Raw genomic sequence first — 18,833 nt, 5'->3', positions numbered from 1 at the left:
AATCACTGCGATGCTGCCCAAGGCAAAGAAGAGGTTTGGACAACACTTCCTGACTGATCGCCACTATATCGACCGCATCGTCAACGCCATTGCGCCAAAACCCGAAGATGTAATGATCGAAATCGGCCCCGGCCCCGGTGCGATGACCGCGCCGCTTATAGCAAAGCTGCATCATCTGCACGCAGTGGAAATCGACCGCGATCTCGCCGCCGTATTGCGTGCGCGTTTTCCGGCGGACCAATTCACGTTGCATGAAGAGAATGTGCTGGAATTCGACTTCGGCAAACTCACATCGCGTTTCCGGTGCGTGGGTAATCTGCCTTACAACATCTCGACGCCATTCCTGTTTCATCTGGCGGGATTCGCGGAGCAACTGATCGATGCGACGTTCATGCTGCAAAAGGAGGTAGTCGATCGCATGGTCGCGGCACCTGATACGAAAGCGTATGGACGCCTGTCGGTCATGCTGCAATATCGCTTTCAGATGAAGCGATTGTTCGACGTGCCGCCGGGCGCGTTTACACCGCCGCCGAAAGTGGATTCCGCCATCGTGCATTTGGTACCGCTGCCAGCGGGTCGACCGGCGGCGCGCGACGATAGCCGATTCGCCGCATTGGTGACGGCGGGTTTCGGACAGCGGCGAAAGACCTTGGCCAATACACTCAAGCTTTTCATGCCCGCGGAGGCGATTCTCGCGCAGGGTATCGATCCCAGGCGCCGCGGCGAAACGCTCTCTGTCACCGACTTCATCGCGCTGGCCGACGCATCGCTGGCGTTTACAAAAAAGTCTACTGACACAACACTCGAAGGCGCTGCTTGATGCAAACAACGCAACTTGGCGAACCGGTCATCGATGAAGTCGAGTTCCTGCGCACGGTTGTCGCGCTGGCGGACGCCGATATCGCCGAACTGGGCTGCGGCAAAGCGGAAATGGCGCGCAAACTGATTGAACGCAAGCTTGTGAGGAGCGTGAAGGCGCTTGAGGTCGACTCCATCCAGCACGCCCACAATTGCGCCAGCGCCCCTTTACCTGGGCTCGAGTTCCTGTACGGCAGCGCTGATGATATTCCACTACAAGACGCCAGCTGCGATCTCGTCATCATGCTGAAATCTCTGCACCATGTACCAATCGATCGGATGGACCGCTCCTTGCGCGAAATTCACCGCGTCTTGAAGCCGGGGGGAAATCTGTATGTGTCAGAGCCCGTCTTTGCTGGTGACTTCAACGAGATCATCCGCATATTCCACGATGAAGGCGTGGTGCGCACAGCCGCGTACGACGCGCTGAAGCGGGCGGTAGCCGGCGGATTCTTGGAAGATGCTGCTGAGATCACCTTTGAAATGCCGCTTGCGTTTATCGATTTCGACGACTTCTTCAATAAGGTCGTGCGGGTCACCCACTCCGAACTGGTGCTGGTCGGCGACAAGCTGGCTGAAGTTCGCGAGCGCTTCGGGAAGCACATGAGTCTGCAGGGCGCGCGATTTGTGCGCCCGATGCGGGTGAATTTATTGCGCAAGCCGGCTTAAGGATTGCGGCCATCAACTTGCAGGGTACCGGCGCCGCGCAAATGCATGTGCTTATGCATTTACATTACATCGATCCAAAACATACGCTGAAACGCAACCGACCACGGAAGCATGCCGGGTTGTCGACGCTTCTTATCGCGATACTTGCGAAGCTGCGTCGCGTGAATTCGTTTCGGCAGCAATGCGCCACGCATTCCCCTCGCGAGCCAGGATCAGGACTTTGGTCGCAGGCGATTCGCGGTAATTGTCCGCCGCGTAAGTCTGCGCAAATTGCGCGATGGCTCGATTGTCGTCAAGCAACTCCACGTTGAGGTCGCGTATGGTTACAGAAATGTGCCGCTTGCCGAGAATGCGGTTCCGTCGTGTCTGTTCCCATGCTTCCAGCGAGTTGTTGTCCGGCGGCACAAAGCTCTTTGAATAGAACTTGAGATAGCGATCGACATCGCGCTTCGACCATGCGGCTGCCCACTTTTCGACCAACTCAGCCGCTTCTGTCCTCACATCAATTTCAGGAACGACGCCCTGCGTTGGCGACATCACTTCTGCATCGCGACTGGCGTTGCGCGAAAAGGATAACTGTTCGATAGGTTTTAATTCGGTCGTATTCAAGCCGGCATCCCGATGCCCGCCTAGATAGACGAACGTAATGAGCGCACCCGCACACAAGGCACACAACGCCACCAATATGAATTGCAGGCGCCTCACAATCCTTGCATGCAAGGAATCAACAATTGGGGCCATCGATGGGGATGCATTGCGGCCGGTCGATATTTCCCTGAATCGCGGTTCATTCATTGCGTATGCCGCGCGTTCACGCACGACCGCGTTCAGCAATGGCATTTGAAGTTTTGCCCCTCCTTGCTTGAAGAGGTCAACTTTTCCCGACACGTTCTGGATCAGATTCATTTGCCGCCCCTGATTCACCAAGTAACCCTATCCTACGGTGAACCAGAGCACCCCTCTGTGACGTCAAGCACAAATACCTTGAGGGAAGAATCAAAGACACAACTATTTACAATCGTCGGCTGCTTTGAGCAGAAGCGGCTGCGCGGCGCGCGCATTCCGACGCATTTGTTACAAGAAAAACAGCTTGCCGGACTGGCGCCCTAGGTTGTTTTTTGGATGAACTCGATTTTGTAGCCGTCCGGATCTTCCACAAACGCAATCACGCTACCACCAAATTTCATCGGACCCGGCTCGCGGGTAACTTTGCCACCCTTGGCTTTCACGGCATCGCACGCCTTGTACACATCAGGCAGACCAATGGCGATGTGCCCGAACGCATTGCCGAGTTCATAACTTTTCGTGTCCCAGTTGTGGGTAAGCTCGATCACCGCGCCCTGCGATTCATCACCATATCCCACAAACGCAAGCGTGAATTTTCCGTCTGGGTAATCTCTGCGGCGCAGCAATTTCATGCCGAGCACATTGGTGTAGAAGTCAATCGATTTGTCGAGATTGACCACGCGAATCATGGTGTGCAGTAGTTGCATGGTAGTTCCCTCAGAACGCTCGAAACTTGTGATCGCTCGAATCCAGCTCAGACTTCAGGACCCGATAGTCGGGGCACATCCGTTCCACTTCCGTCCAGAATGCAGACGAATGATCCATGTGTCGCAGGTGCGCCAGCTCGTGACAAACGACATAGTCGATGAGCGCCGGTCGCGCCTTGATCAAACGCCATGAGAAGCGCACTTCGCGCCGCGAATTGCAACTACCCCAGCGGCTGTTGGCGCCGGAAAGGAACACGCGCGGCGGCGTGAGGCCGTGCAGCTTGGAGAAGAAGAATGCGCGTTGCGCAAGATGCGGTAAGGCCTGCCTTTTGTACCATGCCAAGGCGGCCTTCTCGATTGCCGCCGGATCGGCCTTTGCCAATCTGACAAAAAGATGACCCATCGATTGTTCAACACTTGATCGCGTCGCCCCTTCATCGATCATCAAAGTCAGCGATTCGCCAATAAAATATACTTTTGCGCCGGTTTCCCAACGTTGCGGCTGAATTCTGCGATGCGACCACTCGTCGAGTTTTTTCAGCACCCAATGCGAATTCTTGCCGATCATCTCTTCGATGCTGCCAATTGGCGTCGTCAGTGATGCCGCGACCGTCATACCGGTGCCGTCTACCTTGAGACCAACACCACGCCGTCCACGCCGGCGCACCAGTTTGTAGTCGACGCGATGACCGGCCAGCGCAATGCTGCGCTCTGATTCTTCAGGTAGCACGATCGGCGCTTTTTTTAGCTTGAAGAAAATGCGCACGGTCGCCTGCCATCCTTTAACTGGAACATGCGGGTGGTAACGTGAGCATTTCCGCTTCGATCCAATTCTCCACGTCGGCAATCACCTCTCCCGGCGTGCGGTCCACCGTGATGATCGGCGGCCCAATGCTGACGGTGACCTTGCCGGGATACTTCAGGAAGGCGTAGCGTCGCCAGCATTCGCCGGCATTGTGCGCAATCGGCAGGACGGGAGTTCCGGTCTTCGCAGCCAGCCACGCGCCGCCAATGCCGTATTTTCCACGCTTCCCTGGCGCGATTCGGGTGCCTTCCGGGAACAACGAAACCCATAAGCCCCGGCTGATGCGTTCGCGTCCTTGTTCCTCAATCTGGTCAACCGCGCGCTTGCCGCTTTTTCGATCGATCGCGATCGACTGCAAGGCATAGAGCACCCAACCCACGACCGGCAGCCACACCAGCTCGCGCTTGATGATCCAGACGGCGCGCGGCAGAAACGAGAGAATGAACACGGTTTCCCATGCAGACTGATGCTTGGCCATGGATACGCACGGTTGACTCGGAATGTTCTCAGCGCCACGCACCGTGTAGTCGATGCCGCAGACATTCTTTGCCAGCCACAACACGGCGGAGCCCCAAGCTTTGGCGCCATCGTAACCGGCGTTGTAGTTGATGAATATCATCGGCACCACGTAAATGCCAAAGGCAATGGTGTTGAGTACGACCAGGATAAAGAAAGATAGCGAGCGGAGAAATATCATGATTGTTTGATTGATCAATAACGGATCAGCCCGTGGCGCGAAACGAGTCCGCGATGAGTGCGTCCGCGGCGGCGGAGAGGTCGGCAAACACGCGGGTACCGGGTGGTAAATCGCCCTTGTCACGGGTTTTTTTTCCCTTGCCCGTGAGCACCAGCACCGGGGCGCATCCAGCCTTTGCCCCCGCCTCGAGATCACGTAGCGAGTCGCCTATGCATGGCGCGCCGCTAAGGCCCATCTGGTAACGGGCGGCAATGTCTTCAAACATGCCGGTATCCGGCTTCCGGCAATGACAGTGCTGTTCCGCGGTACAGGGACAAAAGAAGATCGCATCGATGCGCCCGCCGGCCCGAAATACCAGCCCCATCATCTTGTCATTGATGGCATTGAGTGTCGCCATATCAAACAGGCCACGACCGATACCGGATTGATTGGTGGCAACAACTACCCGGTAGCCGTTCTGGTTCAGGCGCGCGATCGCCTCGATGGCACCGGCAATCGGCTTCCATTCGGCGGGCGATTTGATGAAATGGTCGCTGTCGACATTAATAACGCCATCGCGATCCAGAATTACCAGTTTGACGGGCGCGTTCATGGTTTTATTCTACGTGAACTACTCATGCAGCGAGTTTGGACAAATCGGCGACTTTGTTCATCAGTACATGCAAGTCATTCAGCAGTGCGAGGCGATTTCCCCAGCGCGCCAATTTCACGAACGTCTTCAACGACATTAACCATCACGCCGTCAAAGAACGCATCGACAGGGCCTTTCAAGGGCGCCAGTGATTTCAATGCACTGGTGTAGTCGCCTGCGGCGAAATACATTGCAAACTGCACCTCCCTGAATGGCGTCGAAAAGGCACGCGCTGGGCCGGCTCCACCAAACAAGTTTGCGTCCACGTCACAATTGCAGGTCAGATTTTTTTAGGATATTGCCGATGCGCTTGTTGGCGGCGGCGAGCGACGTCGCTTCGGGCAATGCAGTGAATGCTCGGACAGCCTCCAGACAACTTGGCACATTCGCGAGGCGCTCTGGCTTTAGTGACAACACTGCTTCGACTTCCAACGAGGTATAGCCTTGCTCTTTCAGCATGACTGCAAAGCGCTCGAAAATAAACTCGGTCAAATTTGCTGCTGTGTCTGGTTGTACTCGCATGCCAGACGCGGCCATAGCCGAATTCATAGGAGTGACGGTTGGCATCACACCTTGTGTAAATATTGCCGATCCAAACTGCTGAACCACGACACCTACCAATTTAGAGATATCTATTGGCAATTGCTTTTCCACCAAAATTCGGACCGCTCCAATTGCATGGCGTCGCAGTGCAAATGGGTCCTTGTCGCCACTTGGAAATTGCCCAATACTAAACATGCCCGCGAGCGTCGCAAATTTGTCCGCAAGCGCGACAATTACACCGACATCGCTTCGCGGTAATGAGTCTCCCGCAAAGCGGGGTTTGTAGTGATCTTCAATCGCCTCGGCGACTTCGGGCGAAAAACCTTCATTTAATGCGTAGTACTTGCCCATCGTGCCTTGCAGCTCAGGGAATTCCCCAACCATATCTGACACAAGGTCGGACTTGGCAAGGTGAGCGGCATGATCGACGTGATTGATGAATACATGGTCATTGCTTATCAATAGAGCAATTGCCTTGGCAATGGCCCGCACATGTTCGACACGCTCGCCTTGTGATCCCAATCTATTGTGATACACCACGCTCGCAAGCTTTGGCATGCGATCGATGAGTTTTGTTTTCTTATCTGTTTCAAAAAAGAATCGCGCATCCGCCAACCTCGGTCGCACCACGCGCTGGTTGCCTTCGATAACGGTATGCGGATCGTCGAGCCGCATGTTGGAGACAATCAGGAATCGGCTGGATAGCCCACCTTCGTTAAGAAACAGCGGAAAGTACTTCTGGTTGAGTTTCATGGTGAGGATCAGGCACTCGGCCGGCACGTCAAGAAACTCGCGTTCGAATTCGCCGACGTACACGGTCGGCATTTCCACCAGCGCGGACACTTCGTCGAGCAGCGCTTGATAGTCGTCGTAGTCGCCCAACGTGGTGAGTTGCTGGTCGGCGCGTTCGCGCAGCATGCGATGGATTTCTTTGCGCCGTTGATCGAAACCGGCGATCACGCCACCTTCAGTCTCCAGACGCGATTCATATTCGTCCGCGTGCTGCAGCTCAATATCGGCTGCCCCCTGGAAGCGGTGACCATGGGTCGTTCGACCCGCGTCAAGACCGAGAGCGTGTACGGGAATCACCTCAGCACCATGCAGCGCGACCAGTCCATGCGCGGGCCGCACGAATTGCACCGTGGTAACACCATCGGCGAGCTGATAGCTCATCACCTTCGGCACGGGCAATGCCGTGATGGCCTCTTCCAGCGCGTTTTGCAGCGCCGCCTGCAGCGATTGCCCTTTTGCCTTGCCGCGATAAACCAGTTGATCGACCTTGCCGTCACTTTCGCGCAGCAAATCCTCGGGCGGAACATGTCCCAGCGATTTTGCCGCAAGCTTTTTCAGTAACGCGGGCGTGGCATTGCCGTCCCTATCCACGCCGACGGCTACCGGCATGAGCTTTTCGGTAAAGACTTGATCAGCACCAACATCATGCACGCCGGTAATCCGCACGGCGAGACGACGCGGTGTCGCAAACATGGTCGCAATCGCGTCGGCTTCCAGCATGCCGCGTTTAGCCAGACCAAGTTGAATGACGGACGCGAATGCATCACCCAGCCTCTTCAACACTTTGGGCGGAAGCTCCTCGGTGAACAACTCCACCAACAGGGTTGCGGTACTCATGCGGCCCCCTGCTTGGGTACATGCAGCATCGGAAATCCCAACCGCTCGCGCGATTCGTAATAGCTCTGCGCGACGCTCCTCGCCAGATTGCGGATGCGTCCGATGTAGGCTGCGCGTTCGGTGACAGAGATGGCGCCGCGTGCATCAAGCATGTTGAACGTATGCGCGGCTTTCAGTACCTGTTCGTAAGCAGGCAACGCCAACTGCGCGTCCATCAGGCGCTTCGCGTTAGCTTCGTAGTCGTCAAAATGACGCAGCAAAGACACCGCATCGGCATGTTCGAAGTTGTAGGTCGATTGTTCGACCTCGTTCTGGTGATAGACATCGCCGTATGTGAGCACGCGCTCAACTCCATGCTCTTTCCACGTGGTCCATATCAGGTCGTAGACATTTTCTTTATTCTGCAAATACATCGCCAGGCGCTCCAGGCCATACGTGATTTCGCCGGTGATGGGCTTGCATTCAATGCCGCCAACCTGCTGGAAGTAAGTGAATTGCGTGACTTCCATGCCGTTCAGCCACACTTCCCAGCCTAGTCCCCAGGCGCCCAACGTCGGATTTTCCCAATCATCCTCGACAAAGCGCACGTCGTTTTTTTGCAGATCCAGACCCAGCGCAGACAAGGAGCCCAAGTAGAGATCAAGAATATTTGGTGGAGAGGGCTTCAACACCACCTGATACTGATAATAGTGCTGGAGCCGATTGGGATTCTCGCCGTAACGGCCATCCTTGGGGCGCCGTGATGGCTGCACATACGCGGCGCGCCACGGTTCAGGGCCGAGGGAGCGCAGGAAAGTAGCGGTATGCGAGGTGCCAGCACCGACTTCCATGTCGTACGGTTGCAACAAGGCACAGCCCTGCTGATTCCAGTAGTCCTGAAGCTTAAGGATAACTTCTTGAAAGGTGATCATGAAAACTGCCGGGAATGTTAAGCTAAAGACCCGATTTTACGTGGTTCACCTCTCTTAAACAAAGAGTGGGCAACTCAATTCAACGCCAGAATTTCCTTTTGATCCCATGTCATCCATCGCTCCTCCTGCATCACCGGTAACGCCCGCCTCGTCCGAGCCCCAGTTTGCGTGGCAGACCTGTCTGGATGTCAAACATACCGACGGGCACATCTATCAGCATCATTTCAATCCTGCGTTGCTGGAGGTCCTCGCGCATCCACCTCGTACATTACTGGATGTTGGCTGCGCGTCGGGGTTGCTTGGCCACGCGGTCAAGGCAAGAAATCCCGCATGTCGAACCATCGGTATTGAACCCAACGAAGCCACCGCCAAGCTGGCCTTGCAAAATCTCGACCAGGTGCTGTGCGGCAAATTTGAGGATTTCAATCTCGAAGTGGAAGGCATTGCACCGGGCAGCGTGGATACCGTTGTGGCCGCGGACGTACTTGAGCACATGTACGACCCGTGGCATGTGATGACTGGCCTGAAGCCTTATCTGTCAAAGGATGCGCAAATCATTCTCAGCCTCCCCAATACCCGCAACCTTGGCCTCTTGAAAGAATTGCTCGACGACGGTTTATGGACCTATGCGGAAAAGGGCCTGCTGGACATCACCCATATCCGGTTTTTCACGCTACGCGAAATCGACGCGTTTCTCAAGCAGACTGGCTATCGCCTGGAACATGTCAACTATTTTCTCGATCCGAGATTTGAGCCGTTCTATGCGCAGCACCAGGGCAAATCGGAAATCAACGTTCGCCTGGGACGAATATCACTGGAACGCCTCACTCAGAAAGAGCTGGCGGAGTTGTGCACTTGGCAATTCTTTATTCGCGCGCGTCCAATCTGATTCGACTATCTTTCGAGGACGGAACTGCGCCGGCGAAACAGACTTGTCATTAGCAAACAAGTCGCGAGGATTAGCAGGACGGGCGTGTCGCGCCACCGGCTGTACGGTGTCGTTCCCGTAAACGGCTGCGCATCAACTTCAAGTGCGCCCCGCGTGAAAGGCGGCAGCGCCCGCACGATTCGCCCTTTTTCATTGATGGCTGCCGTTGCCCCGGTGTTCGTGGCGCGCAGCATCCAGCGCGCTGTCTCCAGTGACCGCATCTGCGACATCTGGGCGTGCTGATCCGCGGCAAGCGATGCACCAAACCAGGCCATGTTGGAGATATTCAGCAACAATTCGGCCTCGGGCAACTGCCTGGCAATCTCGCGACCGAATGTGTCCTCGTAGCAGATATTGATGGCGACCTTGTGGCCGGCAATCTGCATTGGCCGGGAATCGCCCGTCCTTGGGCTGAAGTCGGAAAGCGGTATCTGCAACCAACGGTATACCCACGCAAAGTACGGCGGCACAAACTCACCGAAGGCGACAAGATGCTGTTTGTCGTAGCGCTGTGAAGGTGATGTGCCGATGGATACCGCGCTATTTGCCAGATGATATTGCGCGCCGTCTCCGGCGGGACGCTCGACAATCGGCACGCCCATCAAAACATCGGCGCCGCCTTGTACCGCATGTTGCCGGAGGGACTCAACATACTCCGCCGGAATTCTGTCGAGCAAATCCGGCAACGCCGTTTCCGGCATCACAATCAGCTTTGCCTGAGATCCCGTAACTAGTTGATGGTAGCTTGCCAACGTCGGCGAGCGCTGATCATCGCGCCATTTCAGGTTCTGCTCGATATTTCCCTGTAACAGAGCCACTTTCAAAGGCGCGCCTGATGGCGCACTCCACGAAATTTCCAGCAACAGGAATCCGGCACCCCAAGCGCCTAGCAGTGATACCGCGACAGCAATGTGTGCCGATTTAGACCGCGACGCGCAGAACCTACCTGCCAGCAATAATGCGGATACCGAAACTGCCAGCAACCACGAAATGCCATACACGCCAACTATCGCCGCAAAACCCGCCAATGGCGCCGGAATGCCCCCCCCGGGGGTTTGCGAATATCCGATCGAGAGCCACGGAAATCCGGACACCACCCAGCCGCGAAGGTATTCGAGCATAACAAAGCACGCGGGCATCAGGATCAGCAACGCAACGGGCGCAGTCAGATTAAGGCGCGACACCAGCCAACGATACAGGGCGCCCGCCAGCGCGGGATACAGCGCAAGATAAGCGCAAAAGAGCAGCGTCGCCAATCCCGCCAGGAAGGCGGGCATGTTGCCGTATACGTGCAGACTCACGTATATCCACGAGACGCCGGCCGCGAATAAACCAAGGCCCCAGTAAAAACCCAGTAAAAAGGCACGCCACACGGTTGAATTGCGATACCACATCGCGAACAGCACCCAGAGCGACAACAGCGCCAATGGCCACAAATAAAAAGGCGCAAACGCGAGTACGCCAACGGCGCCGCTCACCAGTGCCAACAAGAGTTGAAAGACGACGCCAGACGGAAACCACTCTGCCGGATTGCCACGAACCGTCATGCGACCTTTTTGTCCGCGTCGGCCTCTTCTGTTCCGGGGACCGACGCGCCCAGGCGCTCGATCAGCAAGGAATGGACCTTTCGACTGTCCGCACGTAACACGGCGAACTTGAAACCGTCAAACGTGACTGACTCGCCGCGCTTGGGTACGCGGCCGAAGCGGTTTATCACCAGGCCACCGACCGTATCGAAATCCTCATCTGAAAACTTGGTGTCAAACGCCTCATTGAAATCGGCAATTTCAGTGACCGCCTTGACGCGAAAGCGGCCCGACTTGTCGGGCAGGATATTGTCTTCGGTTTCGTCGAAATCAAACTCGTCCTCGATGTCGCCGACGATCTGCTCCAGAACGTCTTCGATCGTCACTAATCCGGCCACGCCGCCATACTCATCCACCACCATTGCGATGTGATTGCGATTCGCTTTGAAGTCGCGCAAAAGTATGTTCAGGCGTTTCGATTCAGGCGCGAACACCGCCGGCCGCAACATGTCACGCACGTCAAATTCTTCGGCGTTCGCGTAGTATCGCAACAGATCTTTTGCAAGCAGGATACCGATCACATTGTCTTTGCCGTTTTCATATACGGGAAAGCGCGAGTGGGCCGTTTCAATCACAAACGGAATGAATGCTGCCGGGCTCTCTTCCACATCGATCATGTCCATCTGCGATCGGGGAATCATGACATCGCGTGCATGCATTTCCGACACCTGCATCACGCCTTCGATCATTGACAGTGCTTCGGCATCGAGCAGGTTATTTTCAAACGCGCCGTGAAGCAGTTCGACCAACTGGCCGCGGTCTTCCGGCTCTCTCAGGAGCATTGAAGAAAGGCGCTCAAGCAATGAGCGTTTGGGGGAATCATCCATTTAGCTGGTGGGGTTGTCGCGAGAATTTCAATTTAACACAATCGTGCGACCCCCTCATGAAGCCCGGGTCAGGCATAGGGGTTGCCAAAGCTGAGTTTCTTCAGAATCCCGATTTCCCTAGCTTCCATGATCTTGGCATCGCGCGCGGTTTCATGATCCATACCCGCCAGATGCAATGCACCGTGCACGGACATATGCGCGTAGTGTGCGTCGAGCAATTTGCCTTGTTCGCGTGCTTCGCGGGCGACCACTGGCGCGCACAGAACAATATCGCCTAACAGTGTTTTCGCATCTGCCTCGTGATAGACGAATGTCAGCACGTTGGTCGCATAATCCTTGCCGCGAAAAGTGTTGTTGAGGCGCCGACCTTCAGCGGCATTTACCACGCGTAGCGTCAACTCGGCGGAAGCCGGTATAGCCACTTTCAGCCATTTGCGGAAATGCGGGGCAACAGGTATGCCGCGAAGCCGGCTCACGATTTGCACATCGATTTTGATGCGGGAACTCACTCGGGCGTGGCGTGCGTCGGCAAACTCAACGAATATTGCGGTGATGCGCTTCGTACGCGGTCACGATCGACTGCACCAGCGGATGCCGTACAACATCGTTGGCCTGAAAGATGGTGAAGCCGATGCCGCGAATGCCGTAAAGCACATTGCGCGCATCGATCAGCCCGCTTGTTGTGCCGTGCTTGAGGTCAACTTGCGTGACATCGCCGGTAATGACAGCCTTGGTGCCGAAGCCGATGCGTGTCAAAAACATTTTCATCTGTTCGGGCGTCGTATTCTGCGCTTCGTCAAGAATAATGAAAGAATGATTGAGCGTGCGGCCTCGCATGAACGCGAGTGGCGCGACCTCGATCTGCTGGCGCTCAAACATTCGATTGACCTTGTCGAACCCAAGCAGTTCATACAGCGCGTCGTACAGCGGGCGAAGGTATGGGTCGACCTTTTGCGACAAGTCGCCGGGCAAGAACCCCAGCTTTTCGCCCGCCTCCACCGCTGGTCGCGTGAGCACAATGCGCTTCACCAGGTCGCGTTCAAACGCATCCACGGCGCATGCCACGGCAAGATAAGTCTTGCCGGTTCCGGCGGGGCCAACGCCGAAGGTGATGTCGTGCGTTTGTATCAGCTTGATGTATTGCGCCTGATGGTCGGTTCGCGCGCGCAAATCTGCACGGCGGGTGTGCAAGGCAATCTCTTCGTCAGGCAGGGCAACGGCAACCTTGACCGCCTTGCTGTCGCGGGCATGGCTCATTTCGACAATGCCCAACTGGATTTCCTCCACGGTCAGATCGTTGTGCGCCTTGGCGTAGAAACGATTGAGTACTTTGGCGGCCAGTTCGATTCGCTCCCGCTCACCACTTAGCAAGAATCTCTCACCGCGCCGTGCGACCGTCACGTCCAGTGCCGCTTCAATCTGCCGGATATTTGCGTCGAGCGCACCGCATAGTGAGGCGAGGCGCCGGTTGTCGACCGGCGTGAATGAAAACTCCAGCGATGGGGTCTTCTTCATCGTGTCAGGCCGGGACCGTTTCGGTTGTAACCATGTCGCCACGCAACGTGTAATGACTCACGCCGGCAATCGTCACCTCGACAAATCGTCCGATCAGGCGTTCAGCATTCTTGCCACTAACCGGAAAATTCACCACGCGGTTATTGTCCGTACGCCCCATCAACTCATCCGCATCCTTGCGTGAAGCACCTTCGACCAACACGCGCTGGGTCGTGCCGATCATGGCGTTTGAAATACCGTGCAACTGGCTGTCCAGCAGTTTTTGCATGCGATGCAATCGCTTCAGTTTGACTTCGTAAGGCGTCTCGTCGAGCAGGCTGGCGGCAGGCGTTCCCGGGCGACGTGAATATATGAACGAAAAGGAGCCATCGAACTGCACCTCTTCGATCAGCTTTATTGTGCGCTCAAAATCGTCATCGGTTTCACCGGGGAAACCGACAATGAAATCGCTTGAGATGGAAATATCCGGACGCACCGCACGCAAGCGCCGGATGATCGACTTGTATTCCATCACCGTGTAATTTCGTTTCATCGCCGCCAGCACTTTGTCCGATCCCGACTGCACCGGCAGATGGACTTGGGACACCAATTTTGGCAATTTTGCGTAGGCGTCGATCAGACGCTGGGTGAATTCCAGCGGGTGCGAGGTCGTATAGCGAATACGTTCGATTTCCGGAATGGCGTGCACGGCGGAGAGAAGCAACGCGAAATCTGCTCGTTCGCCATCCGGCATTTCACCGGCGTATGCATTCACATTTTGTCCCAGCAGCGTGACTTCCTTAACACCCTTTCCGGTAAGTTCGTGAATGTCTGCCATGACGCTTTCGAACGATCGCGAAATCTCCTCGCCGCGCGTGTAGGGCACCACGCAAAAACTGCAGTACTTGGAGCAACCTTCCATGATGGATACAAATGCGGTCACGCCTTCCACGCGCGAAGGCGGCATGTGATCAAATTTTTCAACTTCCGGAAACGAGATATCCACCTGCGATTGCCCGCCTTGCCGTCTGGCCTGAATCATCGCCGGCAATCGGTGCAGGGTCTGCGGGCCAAACACCAGATCGACGTAGGGCGCACGCTTGACGATCGCATCCCCTTCCTGCGAGGCCACGCAGCCGCCGACCCCGATCAGCAGATCCGGATTAACAGCCTTCAATTCTCGAATACGCCCAAGGTCACTGAACAGTTTTTCCGAGGCCTTTTCGCGCACGGAGCAGGAGTTGTAGAGAATCACGTCCGCATCGTCCGGCGTCAGGGTCTTTTCATACCCCTCAAATGCGTTGAGCACATCGGCCATCTTGTCCGAGTCGTACTCGTTCATCTGGCAGCCGAAAGTCTTGATGAAAACCTTCTTGGGAGTATTGGGTACGGACATCATCTTCTCCTGGAGGCGGGGAATAACCCGGGCAGGTTGTTGAAACCGAAATAGACAAACGAACAAAGGGCCGCGTTCAGCGGCCCTTTGGAGTGTCCTGGTGGCCAATCCCCGATTCGAACGGGGGACCTGCGGATTATGATTCCGTTGCTCTAACCGGCTGAGCTAATTGGCCTTTTTCCCCTAGACGCAAATATCGCTCTGAAGGGGCGCGAATTATGGCTTGAAGCGGGTATTCCGTCAAGTTTCGCCATGCACAAAAAAGGTAAACTCCAGCATGGTAGCGCTTCTTCAGGCAAAATACCGCCGAAATGCGCGCCAGTGCTTGTGTTTGGCATCTTGACTATCCCGGCTTGCCACCATTCTTCACATATTTGTCCAACCACCTCTGCGACTCCCACAATCGATGCAGTACCGATTCGCGCGCGCGGTAGCCATGGTCTTCATAGGGCAACATCACCAATCGTACGGTGCCGCCCAGCCCGCGAATCGCCTGAAAAAGTCGTTCGCTTTGCAGCGGAAAGGTTCCTGCATCCGAATCAGCTTCACCGTGGATCAACAGCAGCGGTGTTTTGATCCGGTCGGCAAAATTGAACGGTGACATTTGGTTGTACACATCGCGCGCCTTCCAGAAATTTCGATCTTCGTTCTGGAATCCAAACGGTGTCAGCGTACGGTTGTAGGCGCCGCTTTCGGCGATGCCCGCCGCGAATAGCCGGGTGTGTGCCAGAAGATTGGCGACCATGAATGCGCCATAGGAATGTCCGCCGATGGCAATCCGGCTACGATCTGCCACTCCGCGGCGCACCACTTCATCGATGGCAGCTTCGGCGCTGGCGATCAACTGCGGCAAATAGGCGTCATTGGGCTCTTTGCCATTCTCGCCGATGATGGACATTTGCGGATTGTCCAGCACCGCATAGCCGAGCGCGAGGAACGGCAAGGGTCCGCTGAAGCCGGGACGCAGGAAGCGATGCGGAGACGTGGCGAGTTGCCCCGCCGCCTCGAACGAGCGGAATTCACGCGGATAGGCCCACATGACCAGCGGCAAGGGATCGTCGCCTTTCTTGTGGTTTTGCGGGAGATAGAGCGTGCCGGATAGTTCAACGCCATCCTTGCGCTTGTAACGGATAAGTTCCTTGCTGACGTTGGCGATGGGATTCCTCGGCGTCGCAAAACGTGTAACCGGCTGCATTGCACCATTCGCCAGATCTCGCAAATAGATATTGGGTGCCTCGGTCAGGCTTTCCCGCTGCATCAGCAGCCGCGTCCCGCCATCGGTATCAAATAGCGCCATTGGCACATCATAGTTTGGCGCCTCCGATCGGTAGAGCCGCTTTGCCTCACGACTATCCAGATCAAATCGATCGATAAACGGACGATCACCTTCCGGAGACGCGCCATTTCCCGTCAGATAGATCGCTTTGCCGCCCGGCGTGAAATTCAGGACCCGACTGCCTCGCTCGTTGACTTCGGTTAATGGAGTACCCGGGTCACCATATCGATCCTCCGACAGGCGATCAAACAATTTCACCGGTGCGCGCGCGGCGTCGCCGGGAAATACGCGCCACACCATCGTGCGGCGGGTCTTGCGGGCTGATTCGACGACGATCGCCACATCGTCCCGACCCCAATAGATGGTCTGGAATCGCAGCTCCATGCGCGCAAGCAATTGCGAGTCTCCATCGAATGGCGCCGCCAGCGCCAGCAATTGGTCACCCAGGGCGCCCTTGCGTCCATCGATTGGTTGAACCCAGGCAATGGTGGCAGGCGCATCGCCGCGCCAAATGTATTGGCGCGGCCCTTTGCGAACCGCATCGGCGTCCGGTTCTTCCTCTTCGGAAAGCGCCAGATCGGACATCACTTTGACGGACTTCCCCGCATCGGTTTCGCGCGCATCGCGGATTTCGGTTCTCAGCGGAAACTGGGATACGGGAACAACATACGAAAATGGCCGCCGGACAGTCTGCACCAGCACATATTCCGCGTCGGGCGACGGCTGGAACGACCGAATCATCCCGGACGCCAGGGACGTGATCTTTCCATCGAGCGTGACATTGACGAGCTCGCCTGTCGCGTAATACTCGAACAGTGCCTCATCGTGCCGCGAACGAAGCAAGTCCTGATAAGTGCGTACAGGGTTGCGCCTGCCGATATTCTCCTGGACGGCCGGACCGGATGGCACGGCAGCAAGTTTGGGCGGGGCGCCGCGTGCAACCGGCAGCAGATTTACGATAAGCGACTTTGAATCGCTATGCCAACCCATCGGCCGTCCGAGGACGCCGTTTAGCATCCGGTCGGTTACCCGTCTGGCGACTGCGCCATTGCCGACATCGGCTACCATCAACTCAATGCCGTTGTCACGCACCACCGTAAAAGCAACCCGCTTTGCATCCGGCGACCAAAGCGCATCGCCGATGCGTGCGCCAAGCGGCAAACCACTCACTATTTTTTCACTACGGTCGGCCAGCTTGATCAGCTTGATGGCGATTGCATGTGCGGAACGGCTCTGATCGTTGGTGCGCGGATTGATGCGCAGGCCGGCCAAACGCAGCTCCGGTTGTGCAAGATCGGCAACCGACGGCAGCGCAGGCCGTTCAAGAAGCATCAGCCACTCCCGGTTGGGCGCCAGCAGGGTTTGCGGGATGAGTGGCGCATCGACCATCTCAATCACCGCTTGTGGTGGCTGCTGGTAACGGGGCGATTCCAGCGCAAGTACGCCCGTTGCCAGCGACACAAGGATCGTGAGTGCCGTTATCGGGGAGATGCGTCGCAACAGGCCACAAACATTCATATGGGAAAACAGGCGATGGACAACCCGAGATGATACGCTCAGGCGGCTTTTTCATCTAACCTTGTCACAAATGTTCACTAAATGCCGCATCGCCGATTCCGCATTGCGCCGCGGCGAGGCGTTGACTCAACAAGGGCTGAACCGGAAAATTGCGCATGCTTTTCAATAGCTACGGATATTTGTTCGCGTTCCTGCCGCTTGCGCTTGCCGGCTATTTCGCGCTGCGTCGATCTTCGAATATCGCACTTGCGTGGCTGGTCGCCATGTCGCTGTTTTTCTATGCCTGGTGGAACCCGTGGCATCTGCCTGTCGTGCTGGGCAGCATGGCGTTCAATTTTTGGGTGGGGCGCCGGATTATGGCTTCATCCAAGAACAAAAATCGCTTGCTGTGGCTGGGGATCGCCGGCAATTTGTTGCTGCTTGCGGCTTTCAAGTACACACACTTTGCGCTGGGTCTCGTAGCGGATGTATCCGGCTGGACATTTGCGGTTCCGCAAATCGCGCTGCCGCTGGGCATCAGTTTCTTTACCTTCACACAGATCGCATATCTGGTCGATACCGCGCGTGGCGAGGTGCGTGAAACCAATCCTGTTCACTACGCGCTGTTCGTTACCTTCTTTCCGCATCTGCTGGCCGGCCCCATCCTGCATCACAAGGAAATGATGCCGCAGTTTGCGGAAGCGTCGAATCGATTCTTCAATGCCAAAAATTTCGCTCGCGGACTATTCCTGCTTGCCCTGGGATTCGGCAAAAAAGTTTTGCTCGCCGACCCGCTCGGCGCGTCTGCGAGCGCAGGCTACGCAAATATCGATGCGCTCGGATTCGCCGATGCCTGGATAACCACGCTTGCCTACACGTTTCAAATTTACTTCGATTTCTCCGGGTACACGGACATGGCGTTAGGCGCGGCGCTCATGTTCAACATCCGCTTGCCGGTTAATTTCAGTTCCCCGTATCTCGCCACGGATATCCAGGATTTCTGGCGGCGCTGGCACATCACGCTGTCGCGATTCCTGCGTGACTATCTCTATATTCCCCTGGGCGGCAACAAGGCGAGCGACACGCGTATTGCCATGAATGTCATGGCAACATTCCTGCTCGGAGGCTTGTGGCATGGGGCAGGTTGGACGTTTGTCGTTTGGGGCGGACTGCATGGCGCGGCGCTCGTGGGTTTCCGCTGGTGGCAACGCGCCGGATTTCGCCTTCACAGATTTCCGGCGATATTGCTCACTTTTGCTTTCGTACATGTCACCTGGGTTTTTTTTCGCGCGCCATCGCTGACCGATGCGTTGCACATGCTGCACAAACTATTGCCGGTTGGCGTGAACTGGAATGAGCTACTGAGTGGCCTGTGGCCGTCGACGACCTCGATCGGCCTGCCCTACGCATCGCCGTCAATCAGTATTTTCCTGGTAGCGGCGGCGTGTCTGGCGTTGTTACCAAGAAATAGTGATCAGCTTTCGACGCAATTCGCTGCCACCAAGCGTGACTTGATTTGGGCCGGATTGCTCCTGACACTGGGAATGTTGACGCTCGGACAGGTCACCCAGTTTCTTTACTTCAATTTCTAGC

At 56.1% G+C, this 18,833-nt stretch carries 16 protein-coding genes, 1 tRNA gene and 1 pseudogene; 4 read left to right on the top strand and 14 right to left on the bottom strand.

The genetic code is table 11. The features are described 5' to 3' along the window. The first annotated feature begins 10 nt into the window (after nucleotides 1-10). On the top strand, nucleotides 11-820 hold the full coding sequence (rsmA, locus tag IPP88_00465) for a 16S rRNA (adenine(1518)-N(6)/adenine(1519)-N(6))-dimethyltransferase RsmA (GenBank protein MBL0121247.1): 810 nt from the start codon (nucleotides 11-13) through the stop codon (nucleotides 818-820). Next, entirely contained in the window at nucleotides 820-1,527 is a 708-nt protein-coding gene (locus tag IPP88_00460; protein MBL0121246.1) for a class I SAM-dependent methyltransferase, read from the top strand. Before rsmA ends, IPP88_00460 begins: the two co-directional genes overlap by 1 nt. Nucleotides 1,528-1,659: 132 nt before the next feature. Here the strand turns inward: IPP88_00460 and IPP88_00455 are convergent, their stop codons facing one another. From IPP88_00455 to glyQ, 7 genes and pseudogenes are all read right to left on the bottom strand, one after another. Then, nucleotides 1,660-2,433 carry a nuclear transport factor 2 family protein gene (locus IPP88_00455; protein ID MBL0121245.1) on the bottom strand — a complete coding sequence of 258 codons (774 nt, stop codon included), beginning with the start codon at nucleotides 2,431-2,433 and terminating at the stop codon, nucleotides 1,660-1,662. Nucleotides 2,434-2,633: 200 nt separating this feature from the next. Continuing rightward, entirely contained in the window at nucleotides 2,634-3,020 is a 387-nt protein-coding gene (gene gloA, locus IPP88_00450) for a lactoylglutathione lyase (GenBank protein ID MBL0121244.1), read from the bottom strand. Between the two features lie 10 nt (nucleotides 3,021-3,030). Further along, entirely contained in the window at nucleotides 3,031-3,786 is a 756-nt protein-coding gene (locus IPP88_00445) for a M48 family metallopeptidase (protein ID MBL0121243.1), read from the bottom strand. A 16-nt stretch (nucleotides 3,787-3,802) separates the two neighbouring features. Further along, the gene (locus IPP88_00440; GenBank protein ID MBL0121242.1) at nucleotides 3,803-4,522 is read right to left on the bottom strand and encodes a 1-acyl-sn-glycerol-3-phosphate acyltransferase; all 720 of its coding nucleotides are present in this window, start codon (nucleotides 4,520-4,522) and stop codon (nucleotides 3,803-3,805) included. A 25-nt stretch (nucleotides 4,523-4,547) separates the two neighbouring features. Then, the gene (gene gmhB, locus IPP88_00435) at nucleotides 4,548-5,114 is read right to left on the bottom strand and encodes a D-glycero-beta-D-manno-heptose 1,7-bisphosphate 7-phosphatase (protein ID MBL0121241.1); all 567 of its coding nucleotides are present in this window, start codon (nucleotides 5,112-5,114) and stop codon (nucleotides 4,548-4,550) included. Nucleotides 5,115-5,136: 22 nt separating this feature from the next. Next, nucleotides 5,137-7,325 (bottom strand): annotated as a pseudogene (locus tag IPP88_00430) (glycine--tRNA ligase subunit beta). Further along, nucleotides 7,322-8,236: a glycine--tRNA ligase subunit alpha gene (gene glyQ / locus IPP88_00425; protein MBL0121240.1), complete on the bottom strand. Its 915-nt coding sequence runs from the start codon at nucleotides 8,234-8,236 to the stop codon at nucleotides 7,322-7,324. The pseudogene IPP88_00430 and the gene glyQ overlap by 4 nt, the downstream one beginning before the upstream one ends. Nucleotides 8,237-8,342: 106 nt before the next feature. Here glyQ and IPP88_00420 point away from each other — a divergent pair, with 106 nt between their 5' ends. Beyond that, on the top strand, nucleotides 8,343-9,125 hold the full coding sequence (locus IPP88_00420) for a class I SAM-dependent methyltransferase (GenBank protein ID MBL0121239.1): 783 nt from the start codon (nucleotides 8,343-8,345) through the stop codon (nucleotides 9,123-9,125). Nucleotides 9,126-9,130: 5 nt separating this feature from the next. On the opposite strand, the gene lnt is transcribed toward IPP88_00420, so the two are convergent. From lnt to IPP88_00385, 7 genes are all read right to left on the bottom strand, one after another. Continuing rightward, a complete protein-coding gene (lnt, locus tag IPP88_00415) occupies nucleotides 9,131-10,711 on the bottom strand; it encodes an apolipoprotein N-acyltransferase (protein MBL0121238.1) in 1,581 nt (526 codons plus the stop codon). Beyond that, on the bottom strand, nucleotides 10,708-11,577 hold the full coding sequence (locus IPP88_00410; protein MBL0121237.1) for a CBS domain-containing protein: 870 nt from the start codon (nucleotides 11,575-11,577) through the stop codon (nucleotides 10,708-10,710). Before IPP88_00410 ends, lnt begins: the two co-directional genes overlap by 4 nt. A gap of 68 nt (nucleotides 11,578-11,645) precedes the next feature. Beyond that, nucleotides 11,646-12,068: an rRNA maturation RNase YbeY gene (gene ybeY / locus IPP88_00405; GenBank protein ID MBL0121236.1), complete on the bottom strand. Its 423-nt coding sequence runs from the start codon at nucleotides 12,066-12,068 to the stop codon at nucleotides 11,646-11,648. Nucleotides 12,069-12,111: 43 nt separating this feature from the next. Then, nucleotides 12,112-13,092 (bottom strand): PhoH family protein, encoded by a 981-nt coding sequence (locus tag IPP88_00400; GenBank protein ID MBL0121235.1) that lies wholly within the window; start codon nucleotides 13,090-13,092, stop codon nucleotides 12,112-12,114. A gap of 4 nt (nucleotides 13,093-13,096) precedes the next feature. Further along, the gene (miaB, locus tag IPP88_00395; protein ID MBL0121234.1) at nucleotides 13,097-14,467 is read right to left on the bottom strand and encodes a tRNA (N6-isopentenyl adenosine(37)-C2)-methylthiotransferase MiaB; all 1,371 of its coding nucleotides are present in this window, start codon (nucleotides 14,465-14,467) and stop codon (nucleotides 13,097-13,099) included. A gap of 98 nt (nucleotides 14,468-14,565) precedes the next feature. After that, nucleotides 14,566-14,642: transfer RNA gene (locus tag IPP88_00390), tRNA-Met, on the bottom strand. Nucleotides 14,643-14,810: 168 nt separating this feature from the next. Further along, the gene (locus IPP88_00385) at nucleotides 14,811-17,099 is read right to left on the bottom strand and encodes a S9 family peptidase (GenBank protein MBL0121233.1); all 2,289 of its coding nucleotides are present in this window, start codon (nucleotides 17,097-17,099) and stop codon (nucleotides 14,811-14,813) included. Between the two features lie 317 nt (nucleotides 17,100-17,416). On the opposite strand from IPP88_00385, the gene IPP88_00380 reads away from it, so the two are divergent. Continuing rightward, nucleotides 17,417-18,832, top strand: coding sequence for an MBOAT family protein (locus IPP88_00380; GenBank protein ID MBL0121232.1), 1,416 nt, complete (start codon nucleotides 17,417-17,419; stop codon nucleotides 18,830-18,832). The last annotated feature ends 1 nt before the right edge of the window (nucleotide 18,833 follow it).

It is taken from the genome of Betaproteobacteria bacterium (assembly GCA_016720925.1).
In the GTDB taxonomy this organism is placed as follows: Bacteria; Pseudomonadota; Gammaproteobacteria; order Burkholderiales; family Usitatibacteraceae; genus UKL13-2.
The sequence above is the reverse complement of the archived record's forward strand: the minus strand, read 5'-3'. Positions and strand labels throughout refer to the sequence as shown.

Excerpts from the sequence above, each read along its gene's own strand:
- IPP88_00460 (MBL0121246.1), top strand. The coding sequence starts at position 820 with ATGCAAACAACGCAACTTGGCGAACCGGTCATCGATGAAGTCGAGTTC.
- IPP88_00380 (MBL0121232.1), top strand. The coding sequence starts at position 17,417 with ATGCTTTTCAATAGCTACGGATATTTGTTCGCGTTCCTGCCGCTTGCG.
- glyQ (MBL0121240.1), bottom strand. The coding sequence starts at position 8,236 with ATGATCACCTTTCAAGAAGTTATCCTTAAGCTTCAGGACTACTGGAAT.
- IPP88_00455 (MBL0121245.1), bottom strand. The coding sequence starts at position 2,433 with ATGAATCTGATCCAGAACGTGTCGGGAAAAGTTGACCTCTTCAAGCAA.
- IPP88_00440 (MBL0121242.1), bottom strand. The coding sequence starts at position 4,522 with ATGATATTTCTCCGCTCGCTATCTTTCTTTATCCTGGTCGTACTCAAC.
- IPP88_00420 (MBL0121239.1), top strand. The coding sequence starts at position 8,343 with ATGTCATCCATCGCTCCTCCTGCATCACCGGTAACGCCCGCCTCGTCC.
- lnt (MBL0121238.1), bottom strand. The coding sequence starts at position 10,711 with ATGACGGTTCGTGGCAATCCGGCAGAGTGGTTTCCGTCTGGCGTCGTC.
- gloA (MBL0121244.1), bottom strand. The coding sequence starts at position 3,020 with ATGCAACTACTGCACACCATGATTCGCGTGGTCAATCTCGACAAATCG.
- rsmA (MBL0121247.1), top strand. The coding sequence starts at position 11 with ATGCTGCCCAAGGCAAAGAAGAGGTTTGGACAACACTTCCTGACTGAT.
- IPP88_00410 (MBL0121237.1), bottom strand. The coding sequence starts at position 11,577 with ATGGATGATTCCCCCAAACGCTCATTGCTTGAGCGCCTTTCTTCAATG.
- IPP88_00400 (MBL0121235.1), bottom strand. The coding sequence starts at position 13,092 with ATGAAGAAGACCCCATCGCTGGAGTTTTCATTCACGCCGGTCGACAAC.
- gmhB (MBL0121241.1), bottom strand. The coding sequence starts at position 5,114 with ATGAACGCGCCCGTCAAACTGGTAATTCTGGATCGCGATGGCGTTATT.
- miaB (MBL0121234.1), bottom strand. The coding sequence starts at position 14,467 with ATGTCCGTACCCAATACTCCCAAGAAGGTTTTCATCAAGACTTTCGGC.